The organism is Flavobacterium anhuiense, from assembly GCF_004151235.1.
Lineage (GTDB): Bacteria > Bacteroidota > Bacteroidia > Flavobacteriales > Flavobacteriaceae > Flavobacterium > Flavobacterium anhuiense_A.
The window spans coordinates 131996-144493 of sequence record NZ_JUIV01000007.1; the positions used below are offsets into that span (position 1 = coordinate 131996).

General features: G+C 31.9%; 14 protein-coding genes. 6 read left to right on the plus strand and 8 right to left on the minus strand.

Annotation, left to right across the window (positions count from 1 at the left end):
* Positions 1-66: 66 nt before the first annotated feature.
* The 6 genes from NU08_RS11110 to menD all read right to left on the minus strand — a co-directional run bounded on the left by NU08_RS11110 (position 67) and on the right by menD (position 6582).
* A complete protein-coding gene (locus NU08_RS11110) occupies positions 67-744 on the minus strand; it encodes a metal-dependent hydrolase (RefSeq protein ID WP_129747175.1) in 678 nt (225 codons plus the stop codon).
* 32 nt (positions 745-776) lie between these two features.
* Positions 777-1739 carry a 1,4-dihydroxy-2-naphthoate octaprenyltransferase gene (gene menA, locus NU08_RS11115; protein ID WP_129747176.1) on the minus strand — a complete coding sequence of 321 codons (963 nt, stop codon included), beginning with the start codon at positions 1737-1739 and terminating at the stop codon, positions 777-779.
* A 94-nt stretch (positions 1740-1833) separates the two neighbouring features.
* Positions 1834-2667, minus strand: a complete 834-nt coding sequence (locus tag NU08_RS11120; protein ID WP_129747177.1) for a 1,4-dihydroxy-2-naphthoyl-CoA synthase — start codon at positions 2665-2667, stop codon at positions 1834-1836.
* Positions 2668-3467: 800 nt separating this feature from the next.
* Positions 3468-4322, minus strand: a complete 855-nt coding sequence (locus NU08_RS11125; protein ID WP_008468957.1) for a S1 RNA-binding domain-containing protein — start codon at positions 4320-4322, stop codon at positions 3468-3470.
* Between the two features lie 170 nt (positions 4323-4492).
* Positions 4493-4834: a DUF2853 family protein gene (locus NU08_RS11130; protein ID WP_091131571.1), complete on the minus strand. Its 342-nt coding sequence runs from the start codon at positions 4832-4834 to the stop codon at positions 4493-4495.
* Positions 4835-4920: 86 nt separating this feature from the next.
* Positions 4921-6582, minus strand: coding sequence for a 2-succinyl-5-enolpyruvyl-6-hydroxy-3-cyclohexene-1-carboxylic-acid synthase (menD, locus tag NU08_RS11135; RefSeq protein ID WP_129747178.1), 1662 nt, complete (start codon positions 6580-6582; stop codon positions 4921-4923).
* 179 nt (positions 6583-6761) lie between these two features.
* Here menD and NU08_RS11140 point away from each other — a divergent pair, with 179 nt between their 5' ends.
* Both NU08_RS11140 and NU08_RS11145 read left to right on the plus strand, forming a co-directional pair.
* A complete protein-coding gene (locus NU08_RS11140; protein ID WP_129747179.1) occupies positions 6762-7937 on the plus strand; it encodes a thioredoxin family protein in 1176 nt (391 codons plus the stop codon).
* A 14-nt stretch (positions 7938-7951) separates the two neighbouring features.
* Positions 7952-8449 (plus strand): GNAT family N-acetyltransferase, encoded by a 498-nt coding sequence (locus tag NU08_RS11145; RefSeq protein ID WP_008468951.1) that lies wholly within the window; start codon positions 7952-7954, stop codon positions 8447-8449.
* 128 nt (positions 8450-8577) lie between these two features.
* Here NU08_RS11145 and NU08_RS11150 read toward each other — a convergent pair whose 3' ends face one another.
* Both NU08_RS11150 and NU08_RS22335 read right to left on the minus strand, forming a co-directional pair.
* Positions 8578-9165 carry a glutathione peroxidase gene (locus tag NU08_RS11150; RefSeq protein ID WP_129747180.1) on the minus strand — a complete coding sequence of 196 codons (588 nt, stop codon included), beginning with the start codon at positions 9163-9165 and terminating at the stop codon, positions 8578-8580.
* 343 nt (positions 9166-9508) lie between these two features.
* Positions 9509-9652: a hypothetical protein gene (locus tag NU08_RS22335; protein ID WP_165352449.1), complete on the minus strand. Its 144-nt coding sequence runs from the start codon at positions 9650-9652 to the stop codon at positions 9509-9511.
* 269 nt (positions 9653-9921) lie between these two features.
* Here NU08_RS22335 and NU08_RS11155 point away from each other — a divergent pair, with 269 nt between their 5' ends.
* The 4 genes from NU08_RS11155 (at position 9922) to NU08_RS11170 (ending at position 12455) form a co-directional block, all read left to right on the plus strand.
* Positions 9922-10452 carry an RNA polymerase sigma factor gene (locus NU08_RS11155; protein WP_111369022.1) on the plus strand — a complete coding sequence of 177 codons (531 nt, stop codon included), beginning with the start codon at positions 9922-9924 and terminating at the stop codon, positions 10450-10452.
* Positions 10452-11240 carry an anti-sigma factor domain-containing protein gene (locus NU08_RS11160; RefSeq protein WP_129747181.1) on the plus strand — a complete coding sequence of 263 codons (789 nt, stop codon included), beginning with the start codon at positions 10452-10454 and terminating at the stop codon, positions 11238-11240. The genes NU08_RS11155 and NU08_RS11160 overlap by 1 nt, the downstream gene beginning before the upstream one ends.
* A 78-nt stretch (positions 11241-11318) precedes the next feature.
* The gene (locus tag NU08_RS11165; protein WP_129747182.1) at positions 11319-11705 is read left to right on the plus strand and encodes a DoxX family protein; all 387 of its coding nucleotides are present in this window, start codon (positions 11319-11321) and stop codon (positions 11703-11705) included.
* A gap of 18 nt (positions 11706-11723) precedes the next feature.
* Entirely contained in the window at positions 11724-12455 is a 732-nt protein-coding gene (locus NU08_RS11170; RefSeq protein ID WP_129747183.1) for a DUF3667 domain-containing protein, read from the plus strand.
* Positions 12456-12498: the final 43 nt, after the last annotated feature.

Here is a 12498-nt window from a genome sequence, read left to right on the forward strand (position 1 = left end):
TTGTTAATCGGGAATTTAGCCGAAAGCGGGATTAGCTCCTTCTTTCGACTCCGCTCAAGATGACTATTATAATTCAATAGAATCTCCGATTGGCAAAAGCATTAAATCTTTTCCTTTATCAAAGAATTTACGGATTGATTCTTCGTGATTGATTTCGATATAACCAAAAGTATCATAGTGATATCCTAGAACTTTGTCACATTCTACAAAATCTGATGCAATAATAGCGTCTTCAACATCCATTGTAAAGTTGTTTCCAATTGGAAGAATTACCAAATCCAATTTTGTGCGAAGCGGAATCAATTTCATGTCATAGGTCAATGCCGTGTCTCCAGCAATGTAAATGTTTTTATGCTCGCCTTCGATTACAAAACCTCCAGGATTTCCTCCGTAAGAACCGTCTGGAAAACTACTTGAGTGAATGGCGTTTACATATTTTACTTTTCCGAAATCAAATTTCCAGCTTCCGCCATGATTCATTGGGTGTGAGTTGAATCCTTTTTTGGCATAGTAGCTTGCAATTTCAGCGTTTGAAACAATTACTGCATTCGTGTTTTTAGCAATGGCCTCAACATCTAAAACGTGATCAGCGTGTGCATGCGTTAGTAAAATATAATCGGCTTTTATTGTGCTAAGGTTGATTGATGCAGCTTGTGGGTTTCCGGTAATAAATGGATCCACAATAATGTATTTTCCTCCTACTTCAATTCCTAATGAAGCGTGTCCGTAGTATGTAATTTTCATTTTGTTACCTTTTTTAAATTAAACATTTGTTTTTATCTTCCTCCTAAAAAGAGGTTTACAATGATGTCTGAAATCAGCGAAATCATACACACTGTAAGTAATATAGAAAGCAAAAATGTGCTTAATGCCAGTTTTTTCAATTCTGGATCTAATAATTTTGGATCTTGGTTTTTGTAAACCGTGATTAAATGTTTTGTCAACGGAATATAAGCCAGTACAAATAAGTATTGGTCAAAGTTATAATCGCTTAAAATAGCAAATACAACCACCAAAACCATCGCTGTAATGATTAGGAAAAAGTGGTATTTTTTGGCATTTTGAGCTCCAATCTGTACTACGATTGTGTTTTTTCCTGATTTTTTATCAGATTCCTGATCGCGCATATTGTTTAAGTTCAGAACACCAACGCTTAATAATCCGATTGCTACAGCTGGAAGGATTAAAAGAGGATCGACTTCTTTTGCATACAAAAAGTTAACCCCTAAAGTACTCACTAATCCGAAGAAAATGAAAACGAATACATCTCCTAGTCCTCTATAGCCATACGCTGAATTACCTACGGTATATTTAATCGCCGCTACAATAGCTGCGATTCCTAATAGAAGAAAAAAGATAGAATATCCGAAATTATCTTTTCCAAAAGCAAAATAGATCAAGATTATAGCAGATAATAAAGTCAAAAGTGAAGTAATAATAATGGCTTTTTTCATTGCCTGCGGCGTAATAACACCACTCTGAATAGCACGTTGCGGCCCTACTCGATCTGCATTATCAGTACCTTTTACTCCATCGCCATAATCATTTGCAAAATTGGATAAAACCTGTAATCCTAAAGTTGTCAATAAGGCAAAACCAAAAACTTTCCAGCTGAATACTTCGGTTGGCGTATTGATAGTTTCGGTTGGATTTGACAAAGCATAAATACTTCCAACTATAATTCCGGAAACTGATAAAGGTAATGTGCGCAATCTAGCGGCTTCAATCCAATGTTTCATGTTTTAATTTTAGATTTTAGAATATAGATTTTAGATTATTATGTTCTGATTTAAAATTATAGATTGAAAATCTAAAATCAGAAATCTAAAATTATTAAGGTATCCATTTATTTTCACCGAAGTTTGGTTTTCTTTTTTCTAAGAAAGCGTTTCTTCCCTCTTTAGCTTCTTCGGTCATGTAAGCCAAACGAGTTGCTTCTCCTGCAAAAACTTGTTGTCCGACCATTCCGTCATCTGTTAAGTTCATTGCAAATTTTAGCATTTTTATAGATGTTGGTGATTTTTGAAGAATTTCCTGAGCCCATTCGTAAGCAGTAGTTTCCAATTCGTCATGAGGAATTACTGCGTTTACCATTCCCATTTCAAAAGCTTCTTGAGCAGAATAGTTTCTACCTAAAAAGAAAATCTCACGTGCTTTTTTCTGCCCTACCATTTTAGCCAAATATGCCGATCCATAACCACCATCAAAACTAGTTACGTCAGCGTCAGTTTGTTTAAAAATAGCGTGTTCTTTACTAGCAAGCGTCATATCGCAAACTACATGTAAACTGTGTCCGCCACCTACAGCCCAGCCTGGAACAACAGCAATAACTACTTTAGGCATAAAACGAATTAAACGTTGCACTTCTAGAATATTCAAACGATGCTGTCCATCATCTCCGACATATCCTTGATGTCCGCGTGCATTTTGATCTCCGCCGCTGCAGAAAGAATAAACTCCATCTTTTGTTGAAGGTCCTTCAGCAGAAAGTAAAACAACTCCAATTGAAGTGTCTTCTTGCGCGTCGTAAAAAGCTTGGTATAATTCTGAAGTAGTTTTAGGACGGAATGCATTTCTAACATTTGGTCTGTTAAAGGCAATTCTTGCTACTCCGTTGCATTTTTTATAAGTTATATCTTCAAATTCTCTGGCTGTAATCCAATCCATTTTGATTTTTTGTTTTAATAATTATACGGTAAAAATAAAGCATTTTTACTACTTTACCTACTCAATCTGCCTTAAGTCTTTGCTAAATTACCCTTCAATGTTAACAATTGGTATTTACTTACAAAAAATAACATTTTTTAACATTAGTTTAGAAAAATAATAATTAATTTTACACCCTAGAAATCAATGAGATAGAAAATATTTCAAAGATTTCAGATTGATTTTCTTTCACTGATTTATTAACCTAAAAAATGATTTTTTTGAGAAAATTTAAAAAATTTGTCGCTCATTTTTTTAGGGTTTTCACGAATAAACCTCAATTAAAAGAGCAAATGATTTATGTGTTTGTCGAAACTTCAAAAAGAAAAAAGTAACACCTAAGGTTAAATGTTAGAATTGTATCTATAATTAGTATAGAAATGATAACGAAAAGAGGAAAAAAGTACTAATTCGCACTTTCTAAAAGTTATTTTATAAAACCAATGGATGAGCCGTGAAATTTATTTTTTTGCTTTTGAGATAGGTACATTTATTATTTAAAAGACATACCCATCAATAGAATAATTTCTAAAATTCGTAAAGCTATTGTTCTGAGATGGACTCGAATTATTTTATTTCTGTTTTTTTTTAATTACAATTTTTTTTAAAACTGAATAAAAAGCGAAAGGCTGCTTGTAATGAGCAGCCTTTTGTGTTATAATAATTTTGCTAACACAAAATAAATTCCAAATTTTAAACTCCAAATTCCAATGGATTGTGTTGAATCAGTCTCGGAATTTGGAATTTTTAAATTGGAATTTCTATTCCTTTACCAAATAAATCCCGTCTTCTTTAATTTCAATCAGTTTTTCTTTGTATAAAGCTCCGATTGCTTTTTTGAATGATTTTTTACTCATTTTCAAAACGGTTTTAATGTCTTCGGGATGAGAATTATCATTCAATCTAAGAAACCCTCTGCTAGCTCTTAGCTCGCTTAATATTTTTTCAGCATTTGGTTCTATGCTTTCAAAGCCTTGTGCTTGAAGCGCAACGTCTATTTTATTGTCAGGACGAATGTTTTTGATATAACCGCGCATTCTGTCTCCAGTTCTTATTGAATCGTCATAAACTTCGTCTTTATACAAAAGCCCTTTGTGACGCTCATTTATGATAACATTGATTCCCATATCTGTAATATGAGAAACAATTAAATCAACTTCCTCTCCTTTTTCAACTGTCAACGTATCGTTGCTCAAAAATTGATTGGTTTTGCTTGAAGCGACTAAACGATTAGTCTGTTTGTCCATGTATAAATACACCAAGTAGCGTTTTCCTTTTTCCATTGGACGTGCCTGTTCTTTGAACGGAACAAGAATATCTTTTTCCATTCCCCAATCCATAAAAGCACCAACATTATTGATGTAGTTTACACGTAAAAGAGCAAATTCATTCAATAAAATGTACGGAACCAAAGTGGTTGCAACTGGTCGCTGTTCGTGATCTAAGTAAACAAAAACGATTAATTCTTCGCCAATTTCAAATACTTTTGGCACATATTTATTGGGAAGCAAAACGTCGTGAACTCCATCTGGATCATTTTCTGGGTCTCCTAAAAATAAACCAACTTTGGTATCACGTAATATAGTTAGCGTATTGTATTTTCCTATTTCTAGCATTTTTATAAGTTTCTAAGCAGTCGAACTGCTAAGTTTCTGAGGCGCAAAGGTACGAAGTTTGGTGCGGTACAAAGAAATTAATTTTAACAAAACTTAATTTGCAGGAAAAAAATAGAAAATCCCCTTACAACAGTCGTTATAAAGGGATTTTAAATTATGCCAAATGTATATTATTTGTAAACACTTTCTTTTTTAAAGTGAACTGTCAATAAATAATACACAACAGCTCTGTATTTGTGTTTGTTAGATTTTCCGTATTTTTCTAATACAGCGTGAATTGCTCCGAATAATTCTGGGCTATCTTTTAAACCTAGCTTTTTAACTAAAAAATTGTTTTTTACCGTCTCTAATTCAGATTCTTGAGATCCTGCTACAACTGATGCATCATCATTATATATAGAAGGACCGCAGCCAATGGTAACTTTAGTCAATAAATCCATGTTTGGAGTTACTCCACATTTATCTTTCAAATCTGAAGCATACTTTTTAATTAATTCTTCTCTCTTGCTCATAATTATATAATTTGGTGAATAATAGACCAAATGTATAATTAAGGAAGTTTTAAAACAATAATTTTAACAATAATTTTCTTTCAATTTTAAATTAAGTATTTAAAATACTGCTTTAAAACAACATCATTCTCAACTGTTGGCGTAAAGATTTCTAGAATACACGGGGTTTCGTTAGAATCATATAGAGAATTGATTCCGTTTTCTAATGATTGAACATCATGAGCTGTAAAATAATTTAAACCATACATTTTTGCTAAATGTTCTGCAGTCAATTTATGCGATGTTTCGAAATAAGTATTGAAAACAGGTTTTTCCTGATGTCCTGGAAGAATTCTAAAGATTCCTCCTCCTCCATTATTCACTAAAATAATCTTGAAATTTTTAGGAATATAAGAGTTCCACAGAGCATTGCTATCGTATAAGAAACTTATATCTCCAGTAACAAAAATGGTTTGTTTTTCGTTTCCAACCGCTGCACCGATTGCTGTAGAAGTGCTTCCGTCAATTCCGCTTGTTCCTCGATTGCAAAAAACTTCTATAGAATTATCAATATCAATAAGCTGTGCATAACGAATAGCAGAACTGTTGCTAATCTGTAGCATGCTGTTTTTAGGCAATGATTCGATTATTTTTTCAAAAACTTTAAAATCTGAAAATTCGATTTTATTTAAATAGTCTTTTCTTCTCTCTAATCTTGTCTGGTAAACCGTATTTACATTATTAAAATAATTACTTTTTACAAAAGATGTTTTTGAAAGCAAGTCTTTAAAGAAATCATTTGGCTGCATCTCAAAATGCTTGGTCAATGCACCAAATGTATCATAAGCCCGCAAAGTATCTATGTGCCAATGATGTTTTGGTTTGTATTTTCGCAGAAATCCTTTTATTCTTTTTGAAACCACCATTCCACCAAAAGTAACCAATACTTCAGGGTTAAATTTCTTAAAATCAAAATCATCAAAAGGCGTAATTAAAGTATCTATTGAATTGATAAAACTTTCGTGATGAAGATTTGAAGTCGTTTCTGTAAGCACGACAACAGATGGATCTGAAGCTAAATTTTCAATAATTTCTTTATCAATTGTATTCGCTTCGTTAACTCCAACTAAGATTAATTTTCGTTTTGCAGTATTCCAAACAGAAATTACTTCTTCATTATTTTCTATTATTAATGGAAAAGCTTCTGGCTTTGGATTTGTAATTTTTGGCTGTACAGAAAGCTCTTCTGTTGTTTCGTATAAAGGTTCTTCAAAAGGCGCATTAATATGCACGGGGCCTTTTTTAAGAATTGCAGTTTCAATTGCCAGATTGATTTTCAGATCATTCTCTTCTGATGCTTCTTCGGTTAAATTCGCATTGAAAACAGAATGATTAGCAAAAACATTTTCCTGACGAATGGTTTGTCCGTCACCAATATCAATTTTGTTCTGCGGACGGTCAGCAGAAATGACAATCAGTGGAATCTGACTGTAAAACGCTTCTGCCAAAGCAGGATAATAATTTAATAAAGCTGATCCTGAAGTACAGACTATTGCCGTTGGCTGTTTGGTTTGCTGTGCAATTCCTAAAGCAAAAAAAGCGGCACAACGCTCGTCTGCAATACTGTAACAGTTGAAGTTTGGATTTTGAGCAAACCCGATGGTTAATGGTGCATTTCTAGATCCTGGAGAAATTATAATATTGACAATGTCTTTGGCAGATAAAATTTCGATAATGCTTTGTGCAAGCGCTATTTTGGGGTAAATCATTCCTGTGGTGTATTACTTTTTTTTTTAAGAAAATTCTTTAATTCGTTTTTCCTCATCTTGCTTACAAAGTTACAAACTTCACACTTGATTTATGTTATAATTAGGAATATATTAAGGCTCTTTCTCGAAAAAGGGAATATATTTGTAAAATCGAATAATTAATAAAAGCCTGACCTAATATGCGTTTCTTATTTATACTTTTTTTATCTGTTACTTTTCAAACCATAACTTCTCAGAATCAATTTGTTCCTGTAGATGTTCCGTACAAAACGGCTTTAGAAAATGCAAAAAAAGAAGGAAAACCACTTTTTGTTATGCTTTATGCTGATTGGTGTCCACATTGTAATTTAATGAAAGCGGAAGTTTTGAGCGATCCTGCTGTTATGGATTTTTTGAATAAAAATTTTGTTTGCACTTATAAAAACATTGAAAAAGAAGAAGGAACTGCATTAAAGAATAAATTCAATACCAAATCGCTTCCTACTTTCTTATTTCTTGATAGTAATGAAACTTTAATTTATGCATTAAAAGGCGAAATGAAAAAGCCTGAATTCTTAAATGAACTCAACAATGCTTTGAATCCGAAAATGCAATTGCCTCATTTAGAGAAACAATTTCTTGCAGATCCTAGCAATTCAGATAAGTTCTTTTATTATTTAAATACTTTAAGAAAAGGAAAAGACAGAACAGAATTGTCAATACCAACGCATATTTATCTGAATACTCAAACAGACAAGCAATTGGTTAGCGAAGTAAACTGGCGAGTTATTGCAAATGGAGTTACTGATATTAAATCTAGAGAATTTCAGTATGTTTTAAATCATCAGAAAGAGTTTGCGGCTGTTGCTTCTCAAAATCGAGTTGACCGTAAAATTGAAAGTATTGTAAACGAACTGCTTCGTCCTTTGATTGACAATTTAGATACCGTAAACTATTACAAACAAAGAGAAGTTGCTAAATCGATCAGATTGCAAAAAACTGATTCTTTGGTTTTTAAATATGATTTAACATTGGCAGAAAGAACTGAAAAATGGGACTTTTACAAAAAAGTTACGCTCGAAGAAACCCAAAAATTGGTTTGGAATGATGCGAGCTTTTTAAAAGATATCGGAAACACTTATTTTAAACATATTAATGATAAAGAGAGTTTAAAAAAAGCCATCTCTTGGGTAGATCGTTCTTTAGAATTAAATGATTCGTATGACGGTAATTTGCTTGAAGCAAAACTTTACAATAAAATAAAAGACAAAAAGAAAGCTTTAGAATACGCCAAAAATGCCAAAGCCATAGCCAAAGAAATGGACTGGAATTCTAAAGAAGTAGACACTTTATTAGCTGAATTGAATACCAAATAACTGTAATAATACCAATGAGCATTATATTAAGACCTGCAACAACAAACGATTTGCAAAAAATTCTAGAAATTGTAAATCATTCCATATTACATACTACTGCTAATTATAGTTATGAAATTCAGACTTTGGAAGTTCAAACAAAATGGTTTGAAGATAAAATGGCTAAAAATCTTCCTGTAATTGTAGCCGATTTAGACGGCGAAGTGGTTGGTTTTGGGAGTTACGGGCAGTTTAGAGAAAAGATTGGCTATCAATATACTGTTGAACATTCTGTTTATGTGGTCGATAATATAATAGGAAAAGGAATTGGCTCTAAACTTTTGACAGAATTAATCCGTTTGGCTAAAGAACAAGGATATCATGTTATGATTGGCGCTATTGACGCTGATAATGCAGGAAGTATTGCTTTTCATGAAAAATTCGGATTTGTTGCTACAGGAACAATTCGCGAAGTAGGCTATAAATTTGACCACTGGTTGGATTTAGTTTTTATGCAGCTTATTTTGGTTTAACCGCAAAGCACGCTAAGAATACGCAAAGTTCGCAAAGTATCTAAAAACTCTTTCCCTTTGCCTCTTTGTAACTTTGGACCTAAAAAAAACACAAATTTGAAAATTCAAATTTGTGTTTTTTTTTAAATTTAGCTTTTAATCCAATTGATAACTTCTGGTTCTGTTACTAAAGTTTTTGGTTTAATTACTTTTACCAATTCTCCTTTTTCGTTGATTAAGTATTTCTGAAAATTCCATTCAACTTCAGAATCTTGCAGACCGTTTCTTGATTTTTCAGTTAAGAATTTATAGACATCACACATATCGCTTCCTTTAACTGAAACTTTACTCATCATAGGAAAAGAAACACCATAGTTTTGCTGGCAGAAAGTTTCGATTTCTTTATTTGTTCCTGGCTCCTGAGATGCAAAGTTATTTGCAGGGAAACCAACAATTACAAAACCTTTATCTTTATATTCTTTGTAAACCGCTTCTAAATCTTTGTACTGTGGAGTTAAACCACATTTTGAAGCCGTATTGACAATCATGATTTTTTTGCCTTTCAAAGATGCAAAGTCAAAAGTATCTCCTGATAAATCTTCTACTTTAAATTGATAAATTGTTTCTTTTGCCATGGTTTTATCTTTTTTAGATAATTTGTTTGAACTGGTTTGAGCATTTAATCCTGTTGCAGATAAAACTGCTGCTCCAAATAGTATAAAAAGTATTTTTTTCATCTTATAATTTTTTATAAAATTAGCTAAAATCCATTTTACAAAAACTTTTTTTTTGCTAATCAAAAGTTAAATAAAAATGAAGCCTAACGTTAATCAGACGTTAGGCTTCCCCCCATACAAACAAATCAAACCATGAATTAATTATTATGTAACCTTTTATAAGTTATAGTTGATGACTCGGTTATGTCGAAAATTTATTTACCCCCTATATGTCTTGTGTTTTTCAAATAATCAAATGGCTTGTAATGATGTAAAGTTGACATATTAAAAAAATCTTCTGTCTGGAAGTCCGAGTGCATCAACTATATAATATTTTAAAATATTTTTTTATAATCAAATCTTATTAAGCATCAATTGCTGGATGCTTGCTGTTTATGTAACCTGATAAAGTTTCTTTCACAAAATCTTTTTCAGTAAAAATGGTCAATGACAAAACTGTTGTTAATCCTATTATTAATATTTTGACTACTATTTTGCTATCCATCATATTCTCAATACTATTTTAACAACAGCTTTTTTGAATTTTAATAATGTGCCTAAGATTTTTCTGATCTCTTTAAATACATTTACGTAATAGGATTGTTTTTGGTTTTAAAAAAAGTAAAAAAAAACGCATTTTTTTTCTGAAGCCTTTATTTTCCTAGGTTTTAGACTGTTAAAAAAAATAAAAAAATGATAAAAAAATAAATTAACTTTATAACTGCTTAACATATAATGCTTTTAATTTCTAAAGTTTAAACTTAAAAATCCCAATCTATGAGTCAAGAAGAACTGCTAGTTTTAATTTACAAAAAGGACGAAAAAGCTTTTACACATTTATATGACATGTATTCAAAAAGCTTGTTTTCAGTCATTCATGTGCTAATCAAGAATCGCGAAGAAGCAGAAGATGTGCTTCAAGACGTTTTTGTCAAAATATGGAAAAACATAGATTCTTATAACGAAAGCAAAGGACGATTTTACACGTGGATCCTTAATATCGCCCGAAATACGTCGATCGATAAACTTCGTTCTAAAGACTATAATAACAGCCAAAAAAACCTTTCATCAGATAATTTCGTAAATCTTTTAGATGAGAGTAATAAATTGAGTCATAAACTTGATGCAATTGGAATTCAGGAATTTGTAAAAAAACTAAAACCAAAATGTATCGAAATAATCAATTTGTTGTTCTTTAAAGGGTATACCCAGCAAGAAGCTTCAGAAGAATTGGCATTGCCACTGGGAACCATAAAAACTCAAAACAGAAACTGTATTAACGATTTACGTAATTATTTGAAAATATAATGGAAGCACAAGAATATATAGAATCAGGAATTTTAGAGCTATACGTTTATGGCTTATTAAGTGAAAAAGAAAACCTAGAAATTGCCGAATTGGCAAAAAATAATCCTGAAGTGGATCAAGAAATAATTTCTATTGAAAAGGCTGTTATTGCTCTTTCATCGAGCTTCTCTCCTTTCCATTCTGTAGAAAATTTCGAGAAAATTAAAGCCCGCCTTGAACTTAAACACGGGAAAGTAGTTGAAATGAAACCAACTTCAAATTGGTCGCAATATGTAGGCTGGGCAGCTGCAGTATTATTACTACTTGGTTTAGGATATCAGACTTTAGAATTGACAAAAACTAAAGAAGCGATTTCTACTGTTGGGAATGAAAAGAACAAGATTCAAAGAGAATATGCCTTTTTAGATCAGCAAAATAAGCAAACCGAGAAAAACTTAAGTATTGTTAGAGATATCAAGAATACGGGTGTAACTCTTGGAGGGCAAGCTGTTTCTCCAACTTCTTTTGCTAAAGTTTACTGGAACAAACAGACTAAAACGACTTATATTGATGCTGCTGGATTGCCAACTCCTCCGAAAGGAATGGTTTATCAGGTTTGGTCTTTAAAACTAAGTCCTGTACTTACTCCAACAAGCATTGGTTTACTGGATAATTTTGAAGGCAACAAGCAAAAAATCTTTGCTGTAAATCAAACCGATTCAGCAGAGGCTTTCGGAATCACTCTCGAGCCAGCTGGCGGAAGTCTTACTCCAACAATGGAACAACTTTATACTTTAGGAAAAGTTTAAAATAAACTCAATTGTAAACTTTAAGCGCATATTAATTAATTTTAATATGCGTTTTTTATAATCCAAAATTAAATAATCATGAACGGAACTCTACTACTAAGAATTGCTACTGCTATTATACTTCTTACACATTCTGTTTTTGGAATGTTTAACGGTGGAATCAATGATTTTGGAAATCTATACTTAAATCAGATTGGTTTTGCTCCTTTTGGTGTATTTCTCGCTTGGTCAATTAAGATTTCGCATATTATAGCAGCTATTTTATTACTGTCAAATAAATATATTATGCCAGCAGGTTTTATCACCATTTTTATTCTAATTATGGGGATCGTTTTGGTTCATTTCCAAGAAGGCTGGTTTGTTGTAGGCGGCGGAAGAAACGGTGTAGAATATAACTTTCTGCTAATAATCGTTTTATTAGCAATTATGTATCCGAATGGAATTTCAAGAAAAAGTAATTCATAAATAAAATATTGAACTGAAATGGAAATAATGTGCAAGAATTGCCATCAGATTTTTAAAGGTCATTATTGTAATAATTGTGGGCAGACAGCAGAAACACACAAAATCAATGCGCATTTTTTGTGGCACGATATTCAGCATGGTTTGTTGCATTTTGACAAAGGAATTTTATATTCTTTAAAACAATTATTTACTAGGCCTGGACATTCTATTCGCGAGTTTATTGAAGGAAAAAGAGTTCGTCATTTTAAGCCTTTGTCTTTAGTTGTACTTCTGGCAACACTGTACGGATTTATGTGTCATTATTTTGAAATTAATTTTTTCAAAAACTCATCGAGTGAATATTTAGATTACAATCATTTGAATGAATGGTTTGCCACTCATTTTTCTTGGGTCACAATCGCTACAATTCCTTTTTATACTATAGGAACTTATGCCGTTTTTAGAAATCAAGGATACAACTTTGTAGAGTTTTTTGTGCTCAATACATTTAAGGCGTCTCAAAGACTTTTTGTTCAAATTTTGATGTTTCCAGTTTTACTATATCTAAACAAAACAGATCATATACAGCAATTTTCAAGCATAACTTATCCTATTGGCTTAATATTGATATTCTGGACCAATGTTCAATTTTTTAATAAAATGTCAAAAACAAAGGCTTTTCTATTATCTATTTTAAGTCACCTAATTTTCTTCCTTTCTTTTTTTACTTTCCTAACGATTGTGTTTTTATTAAGCGGAAAGTTCTCTTGAGAAACAAAATTTTAAGCAATAAAAAAGGGTTCAAAAATTTGAA